Raw genomic sequence first — 21,601 nt, 5'->3', positions numbered from 1 at the left:
TTCGGGCGTCAGACCCAGGACCGCCGGACGGCTTCCGCGCCGAGCTGGATGCGCGTCGTCACGTTCGCGCGGCTCATGAGCTCGGCGATGCGGCGCTGCACCGTGCGCACCGAGATTCCGAGCTGCGCCGCGGCCGCCGCATCCGTCAGTCCCAGCAGGAGCAGCTTGAGGAGGTCGCGGTCGACCTCGGCGCTCGTCGACGTCTCCGGCGGCGCGAGGAACTGGGTCGCCGCGCGCCAGTACTCCTCGAAGATCGCCATGACGAGGTCGAGCAGTCCGCTCGGGTGGATGAGGAGTGCGCCGAAGCCGTGCTCGCCCTGCGCGCGCATGGGCAGGAGCGCCAACGTGTCGTCCGCGATCACCATGCGCGTCGGAAGGGTGGCGAGGACGCGGATCTCCTCGCCCACGGGCGCGCTCTCGCGGGCGCCCTGCAGGAAGCCCGGGCGTTCGAGGACGGCGCTCTCGACGATGACGCGGTAGCGGACGCCGCGCATGAGCGCGCGCTCCTCCTCGACGTTCTCCTCCGCCGTGAGCAGCGCGACGTCGCTCAGCACGAGCGCGCGGACCTCGCGCTCTGCTGCCGCCTGGAGCTGCGCGAACCGCTGGCGTACCGCGTCGTCGCCGATCACGACGTCGACGACGTCCGCGGCGGTGCGCTGGTCCGTCGTCCGGCGGTAGGCGTCGCTCAGTTCGGCGAGAGCCTCGTGCGCGCGCGTGAGCCCGCGCTCGTGCTCGAGCAGCAGCGGGCGCAGCGCCATCGCGGGCGGCGACGCGACGACCCGCGCCGACTCGGCCCCCTGGCGGGCGAGGAGACCAAGCTTCTCGAGCTTCGCGAAGATCGAACGGACGCGCGGGAGCGTGTAGCCCAGCTCGGCCGCGATCTCGTCGGCCGAGGCCGAGGAGCGCTCCAGCACCGACCGATAGACATCGGTGTCGGACTCGTCGAGGCCGAGTGCATCCAGCATGCGCCGCTCCCTGCGGAGGCTCCGTGCGCCGACCCGCGTCTCGCCTGGCGAAAGCAGGCCATGGCATTTCTCCGCCACCACCCTACGCGTCCCCCGTGAGAGATTCGTGACACTCCCTGACCCCTGGAGGTTCCCTTGCCACGTCTACACCCGTCCGCGCGTCGCCTGCGACCGATCGCCGCAGCCACGAGCTGTCTCGCGATAGGGATCGCGACGATCGGCGCCGCGGTCCCCGCATCCGCAGTCGCCCCGGCCGCCTCGCCCCCGGAGGGCGCGCCGGGGGCCCCCAGCTCGGTCACCGTCACCCTGCTCACGGGTGACCGTGTGACGGTGACCGAGCTCGCGGGCGGCCAGTCCGCGGTCGAGATCGACACCGCCGACCCGGGCGCGGGCATCCGCACGTTCGAGGTCGACGGCGACCTCCACGTGATCCCGGCCGACGCGGAGCCGTACCTCGCCTCCGGCGCGCTCGACGGCGACCTCTTCAACGTGACGAAGCTCATCGAGTACGGCTACGACGACGCATCCGTCGATGCCACTCCGGTCATCGTCGAGAAGTCGGCTGTGTCGCGGTCCGCGACCCCGCTGCCGGGCGTGGAGCTCACGCTGCCGCTGCCGAGCGTCTCGGGCGCGGCCGGAACGGTGTCGCACGAGGAGTCGGCGTCGCTGTGGGACGCGCTCACGTCGGCGCCCGCGGCGCGGACGTTCTCGGCGAGCAGCGCCGCCTTCCCCGGCGGCATCACCGCGATCCATCTGGACGGCAAAGTCCGGACGACGCTCGACTCGAGCGTGCCTTACGTCGACGCGCCTGAGGCGTGGGCGGCCGGCTACACGGGCGATGGCGTCACCGTCGCGGTGCTCGACACCGGCTATGACGACACGCACCCCGACCTCGCGGGTGTCGTGGCGGATGCCGCGAGCTTCGTGCCCGGGCAGGACGTCGCCGAAGACCCGCACGGGCACGGCACGCACGTGGCCTCGACCATCGCAGGTTCCGGCGCCGCGAGCGACGGGCAGCACCGCGGTGTCGCGGGCGGCGCGAAGCTGCTCGTCGGCAAGGTGCTCGGCAACGACGGATACGGCCAGGACTCATGGATCATCGCCGGCATGGAGTGGGCGGCGCAGAACGCGCCCATCGTGTCGATGAGTCTCGGGTCTCAGGAGGCATCCGACGGCACCGACCTCATGGCCGAGTCGCTCAACCGCATCTCGGAGGAGACCGGCGCCCTGTTCGTCGTCGCCGCCGGGAACTCGGCCGCACCCGAGACGATCGGCTCGCCCGGCGCCGCCGAGTCGGCGCTGACCATCGGATCGGTCGACGACCCGACCGGCTACCTGTCGTGGTTCTCGAGCCAGGGTCCGCTCTTCCGATCTGGCGCGCTCAAGCCTGACATGGTCGGCCCCGGCAACGACGTCGTGGCGGCACGGTCGTCCGACAGCTTCGGCGACGGACCCTACGTATCGATGAGCGGCACGTCGATGGCGACGCCGCACGTTGCGGGCGCGGCCGCGATCGTCAAGCAGCGGCATCCGGAGTACACCGCCGACCAGCTCAAGGCGGCGCTCGTGAGCTCGGCGGTCGACGTCGACCTCACGGCGTACCAGGTCGGCGCCGGCGTGCTCGATGTCGACGCGGCGCTCGACGCGCCCGTGATCGCGTCCGGGTCGGGAGATTTCGGCATGCTGTCGTGGGGCGACGCGCCCGAGCCCGTGTCGCGGACGATCGAGTACACGAACGAGACGGATGCCGAGGTGACCGTCACACTCGCGGCGACGCTCGACGACACCACTCCCCCGTCGGGTGGTGGCGGCGGGGTCGGTCCCGGCCCGCTGTCGGTCGAGGCGCCGTTCGACGCCCTCACGATGGACGCAGATGAGCTGACGATCCCGGCGGGCGAGGAGCGTTCGGTGACGCTGACGGTCGATCCGGCGAAGATCCCCGCGGGCACGCAGCTGTCGGGCGAGCTCGTCGCGTCGATCGGCGACCAGTCCGTCGCGCGCACCGCGCTCGGAGCGATCGTCGAGGCGGAGCGCTACGACCTGACCTTCACGGCGACCGGCTTCGACGGTGAGCCCGTGGCGACCTTCGTCTGGCTGTGGAACGGCGAGACGGGCGGGTTCTCGCCGGTCGCCGTCGACGGCACGACCGAGCTGCGCCTGCCGGCCGGCACGTACTCGGCCATGTCGTTCTTCGAGGTCGCGCGCACGCCCGACACGATCGCGAACGTGCTCGTGGGCGACCCCGACGTCGTGCTCGATCAGGACCGCACGGTCGCGCTCGACGCTCGCGCGACGGAGCAGGTGACCGTCGATGTGGGCGAGAAGGGCCTCGAGCCGACGTTCCGTCGCGTGGACTACACGTCCGACGGCTTCGCCGGCAGCGCGATGATGCCCGTGTGGGTCGACGAGCTGTGGGCGCAGCCGCTCACGGCGACCGAGGCCGACTTCGACTACACCACCCGCTGGCGCCTGCAGCGCCCGATGCTGTCGGTGACGGCTGGCAAGCTCGAGCTCGACGTGATCCCGCAGGCCGGCGCGCAGCTGCTCGACGGCTCGCTCAAGGCGGTCGCGGTCGACGCGGGCACCGGCAGCGTCGAGGACTTCGCCGCGGTCGACGTCAAGGGCAAGGCGGCGGTCGTCACCCGCTCCGACGCGGTCGCGTCGTGGGATCGCGCGGCGAACGCCGCGGCGGCCGGCGCGGCGATGCTCATCGTCGCGAACGACGCCGACGGCGAGCTGAGCGAATGGGTCGGCAACCCGTACGAGGGCACCGAGATCGCGCTTCCCGTCGCCGGCATCAGCGGCGTGCAGGGCCGTGCGCTGCTCGCCGACATGGCGAAGAAGAAGGTCACCGTGAACGCCACCGGCATGGCGATCGCCGACGAGGTGTGGGACATCGCCCGCTACAGCGACGGCGAGATCCCGGGCAACCTGGCCTACAAGCCGGGCAAGCTCGCGCGCATCGACACGACCTACTTCGGCCAGAGCGAAGTGGTCGGCGAGTTCCGCTACGACTTCGTCCCCGGAGTCGAGCACGGCAAGGGCTTCGCGATGCGCACGTCGCGCGGCATGGAGCGCACCGAGTGGGTCAACACCGACCGCCTCTCGTGGTACCAGGACGCGACCGTGGCGTCGGTGGGCTGGCAGATCCGTGACATCCAGCGCACGTACAAGCCCGGCCAGCGAGTCGAGGTCGAGTACTTCGGCGGCATCGTGCGTCCGTACGTCGGAACCGGATACTGGGCACCGCACCGCGCGGGCGACGGCGCGCAGGTCAACCTTCCGTCGTGGGCCGACGGCGGTGACCCCGCGCACACGGGCTCGTTCGACGTCTTCTCGGGATTCCCCGGCATCGAGCAGTTCACCGAGGTGTACGTGAACGGTGAGCTTGCCGGCTCCGGCCCCTTCCAGGGCGCGAACGTGTGGGGCCTGCCCGACGGCGAGTCGGAGTTCCGCGTCGTCAACACCGCCACGCACGACGGTTCGCACCTCGCGGGGTCGACCGCGACGACGACGGAGTGGACGTTCCGTTCGACCGGCACGTTCGACGACTACGAGCAGAAGCTGCTGCCGATGCTCCAGGCGTACTACGACGTCGAGGTCGGTGACACCGGTTTGGCCGGCGACGGACGCCGCAAGGGCGCATCCGTCGCGCTGACCCTCGAACTCGGCCATGTCGCCGGCGCGGAAGGCGCCGACAAGGTCACCGCGGCCACGCTCGAGGTGCGCGGTGCGGACGGCGTGTGGAAGCCCGTCACGCTGAAGGACGCGAAGACGGATGCCCCGACCGGCGCCGTCGAGCACCCGGGCGGCATCTTCGCCGAGGGCCGCTCGTTCGTGCGGGCCTTCGCGGCGGAGCTCCCCGCGCCCGACGCGGGCGGCTGGCTCGACCTGCGGGTCACGGCGACGGATGCGGCGGGCGGCACGTTCTCGCAGGAGATCGTGAAGGCGCTGCAGATCGCTCCGGCGAAGGGTGCCGGCGGCGGTCCTCGCGGCTGACCGGCACTGGCCCGGGAGGGGTCGCCCGCTACGGCGGGCGGCCCCTCCTCGCGCGCGCAGCTCGTTTACGCGCTCGCGCGCTCGCGGGCCGGTGCGCCGGCGCTTCGCGGGCTCGGTTCATGTGTGCGCGCTGCCGCTTCCTGCATGCGCGGTCGCCTGTGACAACCGCGCGCGCCGATTTCGGCAGCGCGGGTGATCGCCCGGGTCGTGTCGGTGGTCGCGACGTATCCTGGTGTCATCGGCCGGAGAGAGGGGAACTCCGGTTGGTCAGCGATTGGCATCCTGTTCTCGCCGCTGTCGAGGGTCCGACGGGCACGTGGCGCATGGTCGCGCCGGACGGCACCGAGTACGGCACGATCGAGATCCGGCGCGTCATGAACGGGCAAGAGGTCCGCTATCGCGCGGTCTGGCGCGGCGAGGTCATCGGCTGGGCGACGACGCTGCGCGAGGCGGCCCAGCGCATCCACATGGCGTATGTGCGCGCCCATGGGCCGGGCATGCGGTCGGGTGCGCCGATGCCCTGGGAGTTGCAGAAGCCGCCACGCGGATCTGGTCCGGTCGCACGCTCCCGGTGATCAGCGCGGTACTGTGCGACCCGGGGCGTCAGGTGATCGTCTGTGCAACCCGGTCGAGAATCGCGGTGAGCTCGGCGCGCGTCGGACGCGGGTAGGCGCTCCCTGCCGCGATGAGGTTGTGGATCGCGCTCGTGATGAGGAATCCGAACGCATCCGCATCGACGTCGGCTCGCACGCGTCCGCGTCGCTGCTCGAGCCGCAGATAGTCGGGCACGGTGGTGTGAAGCGATGCGAGGAACGCGGAGTCGCGCGTCGCCGCAGCGAGTCGGACGTCGACGATCCGAGCATCCATGAGCTCCGCATGCACCAGCCCCGCCGTGGGCGAATCGAGCAGGATCGTCGCGTAGCGGTCGAGGTTCGCCGAGACCGAGTGCTGCGCGGTCTCGGCGAGCCATTCGTCGAACTGCTCGACGAGGTCGTCGAGTTCGAGCGTGATGAGCTCGATCACGATCTCCTCACGGTCGGCGAAGACCTTGTAGGCGAGCCCGACCGAGCATCCCGCCTCCTGCGCGAGCGCCCGCATCGTGAGCGCCGAGGGCCCGTCGCGGCGCACGAGCGTGCGTGCATGCCCGAGCAGGTCCGCGCGCAGCCGCGAGGTCGCCTCAGTCGAGCGCGGGGCGGGCACGGCGCTGACCTGTCGGTGTGAGCTGATCCATTTCCTAGACAGGCTAGCGCCGCCCCGACCCGCGACCGGTTCGCCTGCTCACCCGGCGAGGGCCGGGAGGCAATCGAACCCGAGCCCGGCCGGCTCGAACACCGCAATGGTGGTGCCGGCGGCGGAGTTGCGCTCGAGCGCGCCCTGAAGCCTCGGACCGGGCTCGCCGATCACGATGAGGTGCTCCGCGATGAGGTCATCCCCCGAGCGCTCGATGAACGCGCCGACGAGAGCGAGATGCGACTCCATCGCTTCCGAGTCGCGCATCTCGGCCAGGTGGACGAATCGCGATCCGTCGTCGCTGAAGTGGAGGCGAAGGCTCCTGCACCGTGGCTCCTCGCGCTCGACGAGATCGGCGTACTCGATCGCGAGCGCGCGGATGTCCTCGAGGTGCCCGGGGACCACGCGGTACGAGGCGATGAAGGTGAGTGGCGGCATGACATTTCTCCCAACGCGGTTGTGAACTGACGTTCATGAGCGTATCGTGAACTTCTGTTCATAACAAGTCCCACTCCGAGGAGGTCTCTTCGTGAGCACTCACCGACCCGCCGGCCACATGTCACCCGACGCTCCCCCGGCGGCCCCGACGACCCGCGACTGGGTGGTCCTCGCACTGCTGTGCATCGCGCAGTTCATGCTCGTGCTCGACGTCACCGCCGCGAACATCGCATTGCCCTCGATCGCGTCCGACCTGAGGCTCGGCACGAGCGACCTGACATGGGTCATCACGGCGTACGCCGTCACATTCGGCGGCCTGATGCTGCTCGGCGGCAGGCTCGCAGATGTTCTGGGCCGACGACGACTGCTCGTGACCGGCCTCGTCCTGTTCACGGTCAGCTCGGCCCTCTGCGGACTCGCCCTCGATGGCGTTCAGCTCATCGCGGGCCGCGCGGTTCAGGGCGTCGGCGCCGCGCTCCTCTCGCCGGCCGCGCTCGCGTCGGTCTCAACGCTGTTCACGGGAGCCGCCCGTACGCGCGCCCTCGGTGTGTGGGCAGGTATCGGCGCATCCGGCTTCGCAGTCGGCCTTCTGGCGAGCGGGCTGCTCACCTCCGGTCCGGGTTGGCGATGGATCTTCCTCGTCAACGTGCCGATCGGCGTTGCGCTCATCCCGCTGCTGTTGCGGATGCTCCCCGCGTCGAGCGGGATCGGAGGGCGGATCGACCTCGTGGGCGGCCTGCTCGCCACGGTGTTCGCGGCCGCGCTCGTCGTTGCGCTGGGCGGGCTCGGGGGCCTGGGCGACGCCGCGGGCGGCCTAGCATCCTGGTGGCCGATCACCCTGGCGCTCGGCGTCGCGGTCCTCGCGCTGGTGCTCTTCGTCCTGCAGGAACGGTGCCACCCCGCCCCCCTCGTGCCGCTCGGCGTGCTGCGGCGGCGTCCGGTCATGACGGGACTCGCCCTCATGCTGCTCGCGAGCGCCGCGATGCTCTCGCTGTTCTTCCTCGCTTCGATGTACCTGCAGCAGGTCGTGGGGCTCGATCCCTTCCAGACCGGTCTGGTGTTCCTGCCGTCGGCTGTGGCGACGGTGATCTCGGCGCACCTCGCTTCACGCGCGCTCGCCCGCTTCTCGGTGCGCCTCGTCGCGGCGGGGGCATTCGCGATCACTGCGGCCGGCGGGCTCGTGCTCACGCAGCTCGACGGGTCATCCGCGCTCTGGTATCCGCTCATCGCGGGCCTCGTGCTCGTGTCGTTCGGCCTCGGCCCGGCGTTCCTGACCGCGACCGCGAGCGCGCTCGCGCGGGTCGACGTGCACGAAGCTGGTCTCGCGTCGGGCATCGTCAACACCGGGCACGAGATCGGCGGCGCGTTCGGTGTGGCCGCCGTGGCATCCGTCATCGGAGCCGCATCGGCATCGCTGCTCGACCCCGGGGCGTACGCTCGCGGCTTCGCCGCGCTCGCGATCGCGGCGCTCGCGGCCGCCATCGTGTCCCTCGTCTTCATCGCGCCGGGTCGCATCGACTCGAGCGCGCTGCCCGAAGGGCCGCTGCACTGATGGGAGCACCGATGAACACCTCAGAACGCCTCTTCCCGGATGCGCCGGGAGACGACGTGACGCGCCCGATCCTCGTGGTGGGCGGATCCGGTCGCGTCGGGTCGATCGCGGCCGAGCGCCTCGCGGCCGATCCCCGACTCCGCGTGCTGATCGGCTCCCGGCATCCGTCGCCGCAGGGTCCGCACCCGGCTGTGCGCGTAGACGTCACCGACGCCGAGAGCGTCCGGGACGTGCTTCGCCGCGTTCGGCCGAGCGTGGTCGTGCTGTGTGTGGATGTCCCAGACGGTTCATTCCACGCGGCGTGCCTCGAGGAGGGCGTGTCTGTCGTGGACGTGACGGCCTCGGTCGAGCAGTTCGCGACCGTGGAGGCTCTCGCACCTCTCGCGCTGGAGCACGGGGCGAGCGTCGTCCTGAGCATCGGCGTCGCGCCCGGTCTCACCAACGCCCTCGCGCGGCTGGCCGTCTCGGCCCTCGGCGGGCATGTCGAACGGGTCGAGCTCACGGTGATGGCCGGATCGCGCGAAGAGCACGGCGCCGAAGCGGTGCGGTGGACGATCGACGGGATCCTCGAGCCCGGTGCGGAGCACCGCGACGCCAGACGCGTCGATGTACCGGGCAGCGGGCGACGCACGGCCCACTTCATGCCGTTCGCCGACCAGGTCTCGCTCACCCGGACGCTCGGTGTGCCGAGTGTCACCACGCGACTCTCCCTGGATTCGCGGGCCTTGACGTGGTTGCTGTTCCGTTTCGGCCGCTCGCGTGTGGGCCGGCGCGTGCTCGGCAGTCGTGCCGGGCGCGCCGCGCTGAGAGGCGCGAGCGGACGACTGCCGATCGGCGGCGAGGACTTCGTCGTGCTCGCTGAGGCCGAAGACCGCGGCCGGCGCGCGACCTGGTGGGTCCGCGGCCGGAGCCAGAGCCGGGCGACCGGGCTCGTCGCGGCGGTCGCAGCACGGCGTGTCGCTGTCGACAGCACGCCCGCCGGGGTCTGGCACCTCGATCAGCTGCCCGCGCTGCTCGCCGAGCTCGTCGAGCTCGAGAGCGATGGTCTCGTCTTCGACGGCGACCGATCTCGCGGGGTCAACGCAGTGCCGTGCGACTCGTCGCGGTCGACTCCAGCGGCACGCCGTCGGGCACGAACAGCGTGAGAATCGGCGGATGCCACGTGTCCGCCACCGTCACACGTGCGGACGTGCCGTCGGGGGTTCCCGCGGCGATGAGCACGGCTGTCGATCCCACGTCAGCGACGACGGCCTCCGCCTGCGAGCGCACGCCGTCCGATGTGAGCGTCGCGATCGGCGCGCCGCCGACGACCTCGAGCACGAACCCGTCCGAGCCGGCGAGGGCGGCGGCATCCGCGAGGGAGTCGAGCCGCTTCTGCGCGAGATACAGACTGGTCGCGTCGGCGCACAGCAGGATGAGCACGAGCGCGAGCACGCCGTACCCGATCGCGAGCGGGAGGACGCTCCCGTCCTCATCGTCCGGGGTCGCCGCTCGGACGCGTGCGACGAGACGTCGGATGAGCCTCACGTGCCGTCGCCCCACGTCCGCGAGACCTTCTGAACCGCGGACGCTTCGATCGGGATGCTCGCGATCCGTTCGAGGCCGAGGACGGGCGGCACGAGCGGGAGCGACACGCGGGTGCTGATCGTCACGTGGAGCATCGCACCCGCACGCGGACACGCCCCGCCCGCAGGACTGCACTCGACGTCGACGGCCACGGTGGAGGGGTCGAGCCCGTACTCGGTTGTGACGGATTCGAGAACGCGCTCGGCTCGGCGGTCGGCGTCGGCGACGCCGCCGGCCGTGGCGACAGTGCGCGCGAGGTGTCGCGCGCCGGCCTTGGCGCCGAGCGCCTGCGACTGGATCAGCCCGAGCGCGACGATGAGGTACACGATCGGCACGAGCATGAGCAGTCCCACGAGGATGAACTCGAGCGGAGCGGATCCGCGCTCGGGAGGGTCTTCAGAGACGTCAGTCGAAGGACTCGACGGGCGCATGCGCGCTCACCTCCAGCATCCGTGGCATGCCCAGCAGGCCGACGAGCGGCAGCGTCGTGCGCACCGTGAGTTCCACGGCGGGATAGCCGAACCGGTCGGTCTCGCGGACCGCGACATCGTCGGCGAACTCCGCGCCGACCGTCCGCGTGACGATCTCGCGCGTGCGGTCGACTCCGTCATGCAGCGACGCGTCGGCGAGCGCCGCATGGAAGGCGCCGTCGACGGCAGCATCATGCACGACGTTGCGCACGTACACCGCGAGCCCGAACTGCAGCACAGCGAGCGTGACGAGCGTCAGCAGCGACCCGACGAGCACGAACTCGACGGGGCTCGCGCCTCGGTCGCCGAGCTCGACGCCCGGGCGACGCATTCGGGCGGTGATCCGCCTGAGCGACCGCCGGCCGATGCCACGCACGCCGCCCATGCTCAGAATCCGGAGACGCGCTCGATCGCCTGCTCGAACAACCCGGCCAGTGCGGGCCCCGCGAGCATCCAGATCGCGACGACGAGCCCTGCCGTCATGAGCGTGATGAGGACCCAGCCGGGCACGTCGCCGCGCTCGTCGTCGACGACGATGTGCAGGCGAGCCGCCGCGCGGGAGATGAGGCTTCGGATCATGAGTGGTCTCCTTCCGACCTAGCCGATTCCGAGGCGGAGCATGAAGATCCCCGGAAACACCGCGAACAAGACGCTCAGCGGGAGAATCAAGAAGACGAGCGGCACGAGCATGTAGATCTCCTTGCGGCCCGCCTGTTCGATGAGCGTGCGCTTGGCGTCTTCGCGCGCGTCGAGCGCCTGCGCGTGGAGCACATCCGAGAGCGGCGCGCCGCGTTCGATCGCCGCGATGAGCTGATCGACGGATCGTGTGAGCGCGGGGAGCCCGAGGTCGCGCGACAGCCGGTTCAGCGCGTCGGTGAGCGATGATCCGGTGCCGACCGCGACGACGACGGCGCGCAGTTCGGCGCTCAACTCCCCCGCCCCGGTGTCGGCGACGCGCCGGATCGAGTCGAAGATGCCCTCCCCGGCCGAAAGGCACAGCGCGAGGAACTCCAACAGCGTAGGCAGCTCGTCCTGGACTCGCTCGATTCGTCTCCGAGCCGCGAGCGAAAGCAGCTGGTCGCAGCCGATCGCTGCGATCGCGCCGGAAAGCGGCGGAAGCAGCGCGACCGCCGGAGCTGCCCGCCCGAGCAGCACGAGCGCGACGACGAGCACTCCGCCGATCGCGACACCGGCGACGGCCCACACGAGTTGGCGGCCGCGGAAGCCCGCGGCATCCGTTGCCCACGCCGCCTGGCGCAGCCGTCGATCGATCGAGGCCGACCCGCCGAGCCGAGCCGCCCAGCGGTCGCGTTCCTCACGCACAAGCGCACGGAGGCCGAACGGCTGAGGTGCGAGAACGAGCCCACGGGGATCCGTGATGTCTCGCAGGTACGGGGCGACGCGACGTGTGAGCGACGGCGCACCCCACCGCGGAACGAGCGCGAGCAGCAGGCACACGCCCACTCCGAACGCTCCGCCGAGCACGACGGCGAGCGCGAGATCAGTCGCGAGGATGCTCATCCGAACCACCGCCTCGGCTCGGGGAGCCGCCCGACGCGGATCATGAGGCGATACGCGCCGAACGACACGATCGCCCCACCGAGGATGAGCGCGACGCCCTCGGGGCTGCCGTACGCGCGGGCGCCCTCGGGCCGCGTCGCGAGGAGCGCGAGGATGACCCACGGCGCCGCGACGCCGAGCACTGCCGCACCACGCACCCACGACTGCCGAGCCTCGACCTCGGCACGCAGCAGCGCGTCGGCGCGCACGGACGCCGCGAGCGCGCGCAGCACGGTCGAGAGCTCGGTGCCTCCGACCTGTCGCGCCATGCGGAGCGTCTCGACGATGCGATCGGCCACGGGGTCACCGAGCGCGGCCTTCAGGCGCTGTGCGCTCGAGTCGAAATGACCGGATGCCGCGAGATCCCGCGCGAACTGCTCGAACGGCGCCCGCAGCGACGTCGGAGCCGAATCGGCGAGGCTCGCGACGGCGCCGGGCAGCGACATGCCCGCTCGCACGGACGCGATGAGCAGATCGCACACGTCGGGCCAGAGTCCGCGGCGCGTCCGCAGGAGACGCAGGCGACGAGCGCGCAACCACGCCAACGGCACCGCCGCGCCGCCGACGGCGGCGACGAGCGTGAGCGCCCACACCTGGGTCGCCAGCCAGGCGACCGCCGCGGCGAGCGCTCCGCCCGCGACGCACGCGACGAGGACGGTGCCCGGAGCGACGCGAGACAGGCCGGCGGACTCGAGCAAGCGCGAGAGTCGGCTGGGCGGCGCATCCGCCTGCTTCTCACGTGCCGGCCACAGCCACGGCGACAGCGCCAGCAGCAGGCCGATGCCGAGCACCGCTCCCCAGACGAGCGTCACGCGGCCGACTCCTCGCGCGCTGCGGCCGCGGCGTCATCGAACGCGTACACGGTGCGGCACTCGATCGCACCATCTGCCACGCCGACGGGCTCGACGATCTCGACGACGCGTCGGCGGCCGGCGGCATCGCGTTCGCAGTGGGCGACGAGGTCGACGGAGCTCGCGACGGCCGGGAGGACGAACCCGGAATCGATGTTGCGCCCGGCGAGCAGCGGCAGTGCGCTCAGTTTCGTCAGCGCTTCGCGCGCGGAGTTCGCATGGATCGTCGCAGCGCCCGGCACGCCCGTGTTGAGCGCGAGGAGCAGGTCGAGGGCTTCGGCGTCGCGCACCTCGCCGACGACGAGCCGGTCGGGGCGCATCCGCAGCGCCTCTTTCACCAGACGGCGGAGGGTGACCTCGCCTGTCCCCTCGAGCGAGGGCTGGCGTCCCTGCATCGCGACGAGATCGGGTGCGTCGACGGAGAGCTCGAACGTCTCCTCGACCGTGACGATGCGGTGGTGCGGCGGGCACGCAGCGATCATCGCGCTGAGCAATGTCGTCTTGCCTGCGTGCGTGGCGCCTGACACGAGAACGCTGCGCCCGTCCGCCATCGCGCCGCGGAGGAGTCGTGCGGCTTCGGGCGCGACCGACCCCGCCGCAACGAGGCTTCCCAGGTCGCCGAACGCCGGGAGGAACTTGCGGATGTTGATGGACCAGTGCCGCCGCGTGATGTCGGGGATCACGACGTGAAGTCGCGAGCCGTCGGGCAGCGATGCGTCGACGAACGGCTGACTGAGGTCGACCCGGCGCCCCGTCGCATGGAGCATGCGCTCGACGAGGTCGCGGGTCGCGGCATCCGTCAACGCCAACGGCACCCGCTCCGCCACGCCGCCGCGGGCGATGAAGATGCGGTCGGGGGCGTTGATCCAGACCTCCTCGACCGTCGGATCGTCGAGATACGCCTGCAGCGGCCCATACCCGGTGACCCGCGCGAGCACATCACGCACGCACGCCGCCTCATCGTCGATCGGCGCGAGCCCGCGCGCGAGCGCGAAGTCGTTGTGCCGGCGCACCTCGTCGCGGGCGATCCTCAGCGCAGCCCCCGCGTCCCGGGCCGTGTCGACCCCCTCCGTCCGCAGCCGGTCGCGAACGCGTTCGACGACGGCGGGCGGCGCGGCGGGAGTCACCGAAGCATCCTCGCAAGCCGCGTCCACCGCACCGCGAAGTTATCCACAGGCGTTCTGGGCCCACGCCGGAGCAGCGCGCCACGGCTGGATCCCCGTGCATCCGCCGCCTGCAGAGGGCAGGATGAGAGCACCGACAAAGGACGGACGATGACCAAGACGAAGAAGCAGCTCAGCCCCGGCGCGAAGGCGGCAGTGGGTGTCGGCGCGGTCGCGCAGCTCCTGTTCGCCTTCCTGGCTTTCTGGGACCTCTCACACCGCGACGGCGACGAGATCCGCGGTCCCAAGCCGGCGTGGATCCCGGTGATCCTCGTGAACTGGATCGGGCCCACCACGTACTTCATGTTCGGCATCCGGCGCTGAGGCCGCACCCGGCACCATCCGGGGGCTGACCCCCCAGCCGGTTCGCAGGCGCCTCAGTAGACTGAAGCCACTCGCGGGAGTGGTGAAACTGGCAGACACGCAGGATTTAGGTTCCTGTGCCTCCGGGCGTGTGGGTTCAAGTCCCACCTTCCGCACGAGGTGCGCTCATCGCCGCATCCGCCGCCGACCGATCCGACCGACGGGAACCCCCTCTTGCACCAGGCAGCCCTCATTCCTTGGCTCGACCCCGCTGCGATCATCGATTGGGCGGGCCCATGGGCACTCGTCGTCGTGTGCTTCATCGTGTTCGCCGAGACCGGCCTGCTCGTCGGCTTCCTGCTGCCGGGTGACACGCTGCTCGTCATCTCGGGCCTCCTGTCGCACCCGCAGGACTACGCCGCCAACGGCGTCTTCGGCATCAGCGTGTGGTGGGTCGCGCTCCTCATCGGCCTCGCCGCCTTCATCGGCGGTGAAGTCGGGTACTACATCGGGCACAAGGGCGGCCCCGCGGTGTTCGAGAAGAAGGAATCAGGCCTCTTCAGCGTCAAAAACGTCGAACGCACGAACGCGTTCTTCGAGCGCTTCGGCGGGCTCACGATCATCCTCGCCCGCTTCGTGCCGATCGTCCGCACCTTCGCCCCCGTCGCCGCCGGCGTCGGCCACATGAACAAGTGGAAGTACACCCTCTACAACTTCATCGGCGCCGTCGTCTGGGGCTTCGGCCTCACGATGTTCGGCTACCTCATCGGCTTCATCCCGCCGGTCGCGTGGTTCGTGGAGGAGTACATCGACCTCATCCTCCTGCTCGCGGTCGGCGGCACCGCGCTCATCACGCTGTGGCACTACTTCCGCGAGCGCAGCAAGGCCAAGAAGGCCGCTGCCGCGGGCGAAGACGTCGTCACCGACCATGAAGAGGCGCGCGAGCTCGTGCTCGACCCGGAGGTGTTCGAGCGCGGGCCCGAGCACCCCGACGACGACCACAAGGCCTGAGAACCGGATGCCGCGTCCGCGGCACCCGTCATCAAGACGCCTTCGCGGTCTTCTTCTTGGCCTCCGACTTCGACTCGGACTTCTTCGCGGGAGCCTTCTTCGCGGCCGGCGTGCTCGACGTCGCCGACTTCTTCGAGGGGCCCTTGGACGCGGCATCCGAGGTCGATCCGCCCTTCGACTCGCCGCGCGCCTCGCGCGACTTCTCGATGCTCGCCCGCAGCGCCGCCATGAGGTCGATGACCTCGCCGCCGGTCTCTTCCTCCTGCTCGCCGAACGTCTCGGTCGTGTCGACCGCGTCGCCCTTCTCGAGCTTCGCCTGGATGAGCGTGCGCAGCTCGGCCTGGTACTCGTCCTCGAACTCCGATGGCTCGAAGTCGCTCGCGAAGCTCTCGACGAGCGCCGACGAGAGCTCCAGCTCCTTCGCCGAGATGCGCACCGGTTCGTCGAGCGAAGGGAACGACGCCTCGCGCACCTCGTCCGACCACAGGAGCGTCTGCAGCACGAGTACGTCTCCTCGCACGCGCAGCGCCGCGAGCCGCGTCTTCTGACGAAGCGAGAACCGCACGATCGCGGTGCGGTCGGTCTGCTCGAGCGTCTTTCGCAGCAGGACGTACGCCTTCGGCGATGCGGAGTCAGGCTCGAGGTAGTACGCGCGGTCGAGCGTCAGCAGATCGACCTGCTCCGTCGGCACGAACTCGACGACGTCGATCTCGCGGCTGCGCTCGGCGGGCAGCGACGCGAGGTCCTCCTTCGTGAGGATCACCGTCCGCTCGCCGTCGTCATAGGCCTTGTCGATGTCCTGATACGGCACGACCTCGCCGTCGATCTCGCAGATGCGCTGATACCGGATGCGCCCGCCGTCCTTGGCGTGCACCTGATGCAGCGGCACGTCATGGTCTTCGGTCGCCGAATAGACCTTCACCGGCACGTTCACCAGGCCGAAGGTCAGCGCGCCCTTCCAGATCGCCCTCATCCCACCAGTACACACCGGTCACAGGCTTCACGGCTAGGGCTTGCATTCGTGAATCACGGCGCTTGCCTCCGCCTCCTTGCCCGCGCCGACGGCCGCCCGGGAGGATGAGAACATGGCGATACCGGAAAGCTCGACCCCGCTGGCGACCGGGCATCCGTCGACGCGCGATGCACGGGACGTCGCCGGCCAGCTCGGCACCGACCCCGAGTCCGGACTGAGCGAAGCGGAGGCCGAGCGGCGCCTGGCGGAGTACGGTCCGAACGAGCTGCGCGCCGCGACGCGCAAGCCGCTGTGGAAGCGCGCGCTCGCGCAGTTCGCCGATCCGCTGATCATCCTGCTGCTTGTGGCCGCCGGGGTGTCGGTGGCCGCGTGGCTCCTCGAGGGCGAGGACCCCGTCCCGATCGACGCGATCGTGATCGGCGCGATCATCGTGCTGAACTCGATCATCGGGCTCGCTCAGGAGGCGCGAGCCGACCGTGCGGTCGCCGCGCTCGCCTCGCTCACCCGTGCCCAGTCGACTGTGCTGCGAGACGGGCGCATCCGGTCCGCGTCGAGCGCCGACCTCGTCCCGGGCGACATCCTCCTTCTCGCGGAGGGCGATCGCGTCGGCGCGGACGCGCGCGTGCTCACGAGCCACTCGCTTCACACGATGGAGTCCTCGCTCACCGGCGAGAGCGCCCCCGTCGAGAAGGATGCCGCGATCCTGCCCGCGCTCCTGCCGCTCGGCGACCGCGCGAACATGGTGTTCGCCGGCACCGCTGTCACCCGTGGGAACGCCCGTGCGATCATCACAGCCACCGGCATGAGCACCGAGACCGGTGCCATCGCGGACCTCCTCGCCGAGACGAAGGCCGAGGCGACGCCGCTCCAGCGCGAAGTCTCGCGACTGGGCCGCACGCTGAGCATCATCGTGATCTCGATCGCGATCGTCGTGATGATCACGATCACGCTCGTGCAGGGCATCACGTCGCCCGCCGACCTCGTCACGGTGCTGCTGCTCGGCGTCTCGCTCGCGGTCGCGGCCGTTCCCGAGGGTCTGCCCGCCCTGCTGTCGATCGTGCTCGCCCTCGGCGTGCAGCGCATGGCGAAGCGCAACGCGATCGTCAAGAGCCTCTCGAGCGTCGAGTCGCTGGGCTCGGCATCCGTGATCTGCACCGACAAGACCGGCACCCTCACGACGAACCGGATGCGGATCGAGCGGGTCGTCACCGCGTCGGGCGAGACGGATGTCTCGTCGACCGCCTTCCGCGACCTCGACGCGGAAGGCGGCGCCACGGGTGCCGCCCTGCGTGAGGCGGAGGTAACCCTTCGCGTGGGGGCCCTCGCGAACGACGCGCGGCTCGTCGACGAGGGCGGGGAGATCCAGGTCGAAGGCGACCCCACCGAGACCGCGTTCCTGCTCGCGGCGCACCGGCTCGACAGCGAGCGCCCGTCACCGCGGCGATTCGGTCGCATCGGCGAGGTGCCCTTCAGCTCGGAGCGCAAGATGATGTCGACCGCCCACCGCGAGGCGGGCGGACCCGTCTTCGTCTTCAGCAAGGGCGCGCCGGACGTGCTGCTCGCGCGCTGCACCGATCAGCGGATCGGCGATGAGATCGTGCCGCTCGACGACGACGGACGGCGGCGGGCGCTGGAGGCGGTCGAGACGCTCTCGGCTCAGGCCTACCGCACGCTCGGCGTCGCGTACCGGATCGCGCCGGAGGAGGTCGAGGCGACCGAGGGTGCCGCGTTCGACGAGTCGCACGAGCAGGACCTCGTGTACGTCGGCACGGTCGGCATCATCGACCCGCCCCGCCCCGAGGCGGCGAGGGCGATCGAGGAGGCGCATCGCGCCGGCATCCGGGTCATCATGATCACCGGCGATCACCCGGCCACCGCCGCACGGATCGCCCGCGACCTCGGGCTCGCGAGCGAGGCCGACCCCGTCGTGAGCGGCGCCGAGCTGGAGAGCGCCGACGACGCGCGGCTGCGCGACATCGTCGCCGCGACGCCCGTGTTCGCCCGCGTCGCCCCGGAGCACAAGCTGCGCATCGTCGACGCGCTGCAGGAGCGCGGGCAGATCGTCGCGATGACCGGTGACGGCGTCAACGACGCGCCCGCGCTCAAGTCCGCCGACATCGGCATCGCCATGGGCATCGCGGGGACGGAGGTGACGAAGGAGGCGGCGCGCATGGTGCTCACGGACGACAACTTCGCCACGATCGTCGCCGCCGTGCGCGAGGGGCGCGTCATCTTCGACAACATCCGCAAGTTCCTGCGCTATCTGCTCAGCTCGAACGCGGGCGAGGTGCTCACCGTGTTCTTCGGCGTCGTCTTCGCGGGCGTGCTCGGGTTCACGCAGGCCAGCCCCGAAGCCGTCGTGCTGCCGCTGCTGGCGACCCAGATCCTGTGGACGAACCTCGTCACCGATTCCGCTCCCGCCCTCGCGATGGGCGTCGATCCCGAGGTCGACGACGTCATGGCCAGGCCGCCGCGCGGCGCGGGCGACCGTGCGATCGACGGCGCGATGTGGGCGATCATCGCGACGACGGGTCTCACGATGTCGATCGCGACACTGCTGACGATGGACATCTTCCTGCCGGGCGGCATCGTGCCCGGCGGTGTCGACACGTTCGAGACGGCGCGCACCGCGGGCTTCACCACCTTGGTGCTCGCCGCGCTGCTCACGGCGTTCAACGCGCGTTCCGCCCGCGCGAGCGTCGTGAGAGGCCTCTTGCGCAACCGGGTGCTGTGGGGATCGTTCGCCCTCGCGGTCGTACTTCAGATCGCCGTCGTCTACGTCCCGTTCCTGCAGGTCGCGTTCGGCACGACCGCGCTCGAGCCGATCCACTGGGCGGTGAGCATCGGGCTCGCCTCCCTCGTGATCTGGGTGGAAGAGGTGCGCAAGGCGATCGTTCGGGCGCGCGCCTCCCGCCTCGACCCGGACGGGATCGCCGCACGGTGAGCGCTCCGCAGCTCGTCACGATCGGCGGTCGCCGCGTGCGGCTCACGAACCTCGACAAGGTGCTCTACCCCCAAACGGGCACGACCAAGGGCGAGGTCATCGACTACTACACGCGCATCGGCGAGGTCATGATCCCGCACATCGTCGGGCGCCCCGTGACGCGCAAGCGGTGGCCCGACGGCGTCGGCACGGCCGACGACCCCGGCATGGTCTTCTTCGCGAAGGACCTCGAGCGCGGTGCGCCGTCCTGGGTGAGACGGATGCCGATCGAGCACTCCGGCGGACCCAAGGAGTATCCCCTCGTCGGCGACGTCCCCACCCTCGTCTACCTCGCGCAGGTGGCCAGCCTGGAGCTGCACGTGCCGCAGTGGCGCTTCACGCCGGACGGCGGGCGCGGCTTCGCCGACCGTCTCGTCCTCGACCTCGACCCCGGCCCCGGCACGGGGCTGCCGGAGTGCGCCGTCGTCGCCGGGTGGGCGCGGGCCATCCTCGAGGGCATGGGCCTGGAGCCGTACCCGGTCACGAGCGGAAGCAAGGGCATCCACCTGTATGCGGCCCTTCCGCCACGGCAGACCACTGAGCAGGCATCCGCCCTCGCCAACGAGCTCGCCCGCGCGATCGAGGCCGACCACCCCGACCTCGTCGTGAGCAGCATGAAGAAGACCGAGCGCCGCGGCAGGGTGCTCATCGACTGGAGCCAGAACAACGGCTCGAAGACGACGATCGCGCCGTACTCGATGCGCGGGCGGCCGCACCCGACCGTCGCGGTCCCCCGCACGTGGGAGGAGCTCGACGACCCGGAGCTGCGCCACCTCGAATTCACCGAGGTGCTCGAGCGCATCGACGAGATCGGCGATCCCATGGCGCCGCTCGGGTTCCACGCGGGAGGCCGCGAGGCGGAGTCAGGACCCCTCTCCGCCTACATCGCCAAGCGCAGCGCCGACCGCACACCCGAGCCCGTGCCGGCGAACCCCCTCGGCGCGGCCCCCGCGACCCCCGGCAGCGAGAGGCCGGTCTTCGTCATCCAGGAGCATCACGCGACCGCCCTGCACTGGGACTTCCGGCTCGAGCACGACGGCGTGCTCGTGAGCTGGGCCGTGCCGCGCGGCGTGCCGCACTCGTACAAGCGGAACAACCTCGCGATCCAGACCGAGGACCACCCGATGGAGTACGCGACCTTCGAGGGCACGATCCCCGTGGGCGAGTACGGCGGCGGCAGCGTCACGATCTGGGACGACGGGCGCTACGACCTCGAGAAGTGGCGCGACGACGAGATCATCGCGACGCTCGAGGGCCGGCCCGGCGGTCCGCTCGGGCGCGTGCGCCTCGCGCTCATCCGCACCGAGGGCGAGGGCGAGAAGTCGAGCTGGCTCCTTCATCGCATGAAGACGGATGCCGACGGCCGGCCCCAACCGGACGGCGAACCCGTTGTCGCGAGCGATCAGGCCGACGAGCCGCGACCGCGGTCCGGGCGCGCTGCGCGGAGGCGGCCGGCGGTCGAGGAGCGGCCGAAGGAGTCGAACCCGCCGACGGCCGAGACCTCGGGCCGCGACCTCACGAAGCTGCCACGCGCACCCGAGGGCACGGATGCCCACCGCGTGATGCGGGCGACCGCGGCGACGCCCGCCGTCGCACAGCGCGCGGCGGCTCGATGGGGCGAGGCCGCGTGGGCGGAGGCGAAGTGGGACGGCATCCGCGCCGTCGGCGTCTGGGACGGGCACCGCTTGCGCCTGTTCGCCCGCAGCGGCAACGACATCACGCACCGCTATCCCGAGCTCACCGGGGTCGACGCGGGCTTCGGGGATCAGCCGTGCGTCGTCGACGGCGAACTCGTCGCGCTCGAGCCCGACGGGCGCCCGAGCTTCCCCCTGCTGCAGACGCGCATGAACCTCGAGCGCGCGGGAGACATCTCGCGCGAAGCGCGCCGCACGCCGGTGCGCTACTACCTGTTCGATGTGCTCGCGATCGACGGCCACGACCTCGCGGGGCTGCCGCTGCGCGAGCGGCGCGACGAGCTCGAGCGCATCGCGTCCCGCGTGATCCCCGCGGTCGCAGTGCCTCCCGTGTTCGACGACGTCGACGTCGCCCTCGACACGAGCAGGATGCTGCGGCTCGAGGGCATCGTCGTCAAGGATCCGTCATCGCGCTACCTGCGCGGCGTGCGGTCGGAGTCGTGGCTCAAGGTCAAGCTCACCCGCACGCAGGAGGTCGTGATCGCCGGCATCCGGCCCGGCCAGGGCGGGCGCAGCTCGACGTTCGGGGCGCTGCTGCTCGGCATCCCCGGTCCTGACGGACTGCAGTACGCCGGACGTGTCGGCTCGGGGTTCAGCGACTCGACGCTGCGGATGCTCATGAACAAGCTCACGCCGCTGCGGACCGACGAGAACCCGCTGGTCGGCGTGCCGCGCCTCGACGCGCGCGATGCGCTGTGGGTGAGGCCCGAGCTTGTCGGCGAGGTCGAGTACGGCGAGTTCACACCGGGCGGGATCCTCCGCCACCCCCGCTGGCGCGGGCTGCGCCCCGACAAGGCTCCGGACGAGGTCGTGCGCGAGGACCTTCCGCTGCAGTAGCGCCGC

19 protein-coding genes and 1 tRNA gene are annotated in these 21,601 nt (G+C 71.1%); 9 read left to right on the top strand and 11 right to left on the bottom strand.

The window, feature by feature from the left end:
• Positions 1-8 precede the first annotated feature (8 nt).
• Positions 9-965, bottom strand: coding sequence for a helix-turn-helix domain-containing protein (locus tag BJ991_RS10075; protein WP_179489664.1), 957 nt, complete (start codon positions 963-965; stop codon positions 9-11).
• A gap of 330 nt (positions 966-1,295) precedes the next feature.
• Between BJ991_RS10075 and BJ991_RS10070 the strand changes: the two genes are divergently transcribed.
• Entirely contained in the window at positions 1,296-4,964 is a 3,669-nt protein-coding gene (locus BJ991_RS10070) for a S8 family serine peptidase (RefSeq protein ID WP_179489662.1), read from the top strand.
• Between the two features lie 263 nt (positions 4,965-5,227).
• The gene (locus BJ991_RS10065; RefSeq protein WP_179489660.1) at positions 5,228-5,539 is read left to right on the top strand and encodes a hypothetical protein; all 312 of its coding nucleotides are present in this window, start codon (positions 5,228-5,230) and stop codon (positions 5,537-5,539) included.
• A gap of 28 nt (positions 5,540-5,567) precedes the next feature.
• Here BJ991_RS10065 and BJ991_RS10060 read toward each other — a convergent pair whose 3' ends face one another.
• Positions 5,568-6,164, bottom strand: a complete 597-nt coding sequence (locus tag BJ991_RS10060; RefSeq protein ID WP_179489658.1) for a TetR family transcriptional regulator — start codon at positions 6,162-6,164, stop codon at positions 5,568-5,570.
• A gap of 78 nt (positions 6,165-6,242) precedes the next feature.
• Positions 6,243-6,632 (bottom strand): putative quinol monooxygenase, encoded by a 390-nt coding sequence (locus BJ991_RS10055; protein WP_179489656.1) that lies wholly within the window; start codon positions 6,630-6,632, stop codon positions 6,243-6,245.
• Between the two features lie 91 nt (positions 6,633-6,723).
• On the opposite strand from BJ991_RS10055, the gene BJ991_RS10050 reads away from it, so the two are divergent.
• A complete protein-coding gene (locus BJ991_RS10050) occupies positions 6,724-8,184 on the top strand; it encodes an MFS transporter (RefSeq protein WP_179489654.1) in 1,461 nt (486 codons plus the stop codon).
• Between the two features lie 11 nt (positions 8,185-8,195).
• A complete protein-coding gene (locus tag BJ991_RS10045) occupies positions 8,196-9,329 on the top strand; it encodes a saccharopine dehydrogenase NADP-binding domain-containing protein (protein WP_179489652.1) in 1,134 nt (377 codons plus the stop codon).
• On the opposite strand, the gene BJ991_RS10040 is transcribed toward BJ991_RS10045, so the two are convergent.
• Genes BJ991_RS10040 through BJ991_RS10010 form a run of 7 tightly spaced genes read right to left on the bottom strand, consistent with a single transcriptional unit; the run spans position 9,262 to position 13,758 of the window.
• Positions 9,262-9,702, bottom strand: coding sequence for a pilus assembly protein TadG-related protein (locus tag BJ991_RS10040; RefSeq protein ID WP_179492690.1), 441 nt, complete (start codon positions 9,700-9,702; stop codon positions 9,262-9,264). The genes BJ991_RS10045 and BJ991_RS10040 overlap by 68 nt on opposite strands.
• Positions 9,703-9,707: 5 nt before the next feature.
• Positions 9,708-10,181, bottom strand: a complete 474-nt coding sequence (locus BJ991_RS10035) for a TadE family protein (RefSeq protein ID WP_179489650.1) — start codon at positions 10,179-10,181, stop codon at positions 9,708-9,710.
• A complete protein-coding gene (locus BJ991_RS10030; protein ID WP_179492688.1) occupies positions 10,156-10,551 on the bottom strand; it encodes a TadE/TadG family type IV pilus assembly protein in 396 nt (131 codons plus the stop codon). Before BJ991_RS10030 ends, BJ991_RS10035 begins: the two co-directional genes overlap by 26 nt.
• Positions 10,552-10,607: 56 nt before the next feature.
• Positions 10,608-10,799 carry a hypothetical protein gene (locus BJ991_RS10025; RefSeq protein WP_179489648.1) on the bottom strand — a complete coding sequence of 64 codons (192 nt, stop codon included), beginning with the start codon at positions 10,797-10,799 and terminating at the stop codon, positions 10,608-10,610.
• 18 nt (positions 10,800-10,817) lie between these two features.
• Entirely contained in the window at positions 10,818-11,741 is a 924-nt protein-coding gene (locus tag BJ991_RS10020) for a type II secretion system F family protein (RefSeq protein ID WP_179489646.1), read from the bottom strand.
• Positions 11,738-12,592: a type II secretion system F family protein gene (locus BJ991_RS10015; protein ID WP_179489644.1), complete on the bottom strand. Its 855-nt coding sequence runs from the start codon at positions 12,590-12,592 to the stop codon at positions 11,738-11,740. The genes BJ991_RS10020 and BJ991_RS10015 overlap by 4 nt, the downstream gene beginning before the upstream one ends.
• Positions 12,589-13,758, bottom strand: coding sequence for an ATPase, T2SS/T4P/T4SS family (locus tag BJ991_RS10010; RefSeq protein WP_179489642.1), 1,170 nt, complete (start codon positions 13,756-13,758; stop codon positions 12,589-12,591). Before BJ991_RS10010 ends, BJ991_RS10015 begins: the two co-directional genes overlap by 4 nt.
• A gap of 147 nt (positions 13,759-13,905) precedes the next feature.
• On the opposite strand from BJ991_RS10010, the gene BJ991_RS10005 reads away from it, so the two are divergent.
• The 3 genes from BJ991_RS10005 to BJ991_RS09995 all read left to right on the top strand — a co-directional run bounded on the left by BJ991_RS10005 (position 13,906) and on the right by BJ991_RS09995 (position 15,108).
• Positions 13,906-14,118: a PLDc N-terminal domain-containing protein gene (locus BJ991_RS10005; protein WP_179489640.1), complete on the top strand. Its 213-nt coding sequence runs from the start codon at positions 13,906-13,908 to the stop codon at positions 14,116-14,118.
• Positions 14,119-14,191: 73 nt separating this feature from the next.
• Positions 14,192-14,273: transfer RNA gene (locus BJ991_RS10000), tRNA-Leu, on the top strand.
• A gap of 58 nt (positions 14,274-14,331) precedes the next feature.
• A complete protein-coding gene (locus BJ991_RS09995; RefSeq protein ID WP_179489638.1) occupies positions 14,332-15,108 on the top strand; it encodes a DedA family protein in 777 nt (258 codons plus the stop codon).
• Positions 15,109-15,139: 31 nt separating this feature from the next.
• Here the strand turns inward: BJ991_RS09995 and ku are convergent, their stop codons facing one another.
• Positions 15,140-16,081: a non-homologous end joining protein Ku gene (ku, locus tag BJ991_RS09990; RefSeq protein WP_179489636.1), complete on the bottom strand. Its 942-nt coding sequence runs from the start codon at positions 16,079-16,081 to the stop codon at positions 15,140-15,142.
• 112 nt (positions 16,082-16,193) lie between these two features.
• On the opposite strand from ku, the gene BJ991_RS09985 reads away from it, so the two are divergent.
• Positions 16,194-19,025 carry a cation-translocating P-type ATPase gene (locus BJ991_RS09985; protein WP_179489635.1) on the top strand — a complete coding sequence of 944 codons (2,832 nt, stop codon included), beginning with the start codon at positions 16,194-16,196 and terminating at the stop codon, positions 19,023-19,025.
• Positions 19,022-21,595, top strand: coding sequence for an ATP-dependent DNA ligase (locus BJ991_RS09980; protein ID WP_179489633.1), 2,574 nt, complete (start codon positions 19,022-19,024; stop codon positions 21,593-21,595). Before BJ991_RS09985 ends, BJ991_RS09980 begins: the two co-directional genes overlap by 4 nt.
• Positions 21,596-21,601 lie beyond the last annotated feature (6 nt).

This window comes from Microbacterium immunditiarum (assembly GCF_013409785.1).
Classification (GTDB): Bacteria; Actinomycetota; Actinomycetes; order Actinomycetales; family Microbacteriaceae; genus Microbacterium; species Microbacterium immunditiarum.
Note: the sequence above shows the minus strand (reverse complement) of the source record. Positions and strands in the feature narration are given on the sequence as shown.

Excerpts from the sequence above, each read along its gene's own strand:
- BJ991_RS10030 (WP_179492688.1), bottom strand. The coding sequence starts at position 10,551 with ATGCGTCGCCCGGGCGTCGAGCTCGGCGACCGAGGCGCGAGCCCCGTC.
- BJ991_RS10045 (WP_179489652.1), top strand. The coding sequence starts at position 8,196 with ATGAACACCTCAGAACGCCTCTTCCCGGATGCGCCGGGAGACGACGTG.
- BJ991_RS10075 (WP_179489664.1), bottom strand. The coding sequence starts at position 965 with ATGCTGGATGCACTCGGCCTCGACGAGTCCGACACCGATGTCTATCGG.
- ku (WP_179489636.1), bottom strand. The coding sequence starts at position 16,081 with ATGAGGGCGATCTGGAAGGGCGCGCTGACCTTCGGCCTGGTGAACGTG.
- BJ991_RS10005 (WP_179489640.1), top strand. The coding sequence starts at position 13,906 with ATGACCAAGACGAAGAAGCAGCTCAGCCCCGGCGCGAAGGCGGCAGTG.
- BJ991_RS09985 (WP_179489635.1), top strand. The coding sequence starts at position 16,194 with ATGGCGATACCGGAAAGCTCGACCCCGCTGGCGACCGGGCATCCGTCG.
- BJ991_RS10020 (WP_179489646.1), bottom strand. The coding sequence starts at position 11,741 with ATGAGCATCCTCGCGACTGATCTCGCGCTCGCCGTCGTGCTCGGCGGA.
- BJ991_RS10055 (WP_179489656.1), bottom strand. The coding sequence starts at position 6,632 with ATGCCGCCACTCACCTTCATCGCCTCGTACCGCGTGGTCCCCGGGCAC.
- BJ991_RS10035 (WP_179489650.1), bottom strand. The coding sequence starts at position 10,181 with ATGCGCCCGTCGAGTCCTTCGACTGACGTCTCTGAAGACCCTCCCGAG.
- BJ991_RS10025 (WP_179489648.1), bottom strand. The coding sequence starts at position 10,799 with ATGATCCGAAGCCTCATCTCCCGCGCGGCGGCTCGCCTGCACATCGTC.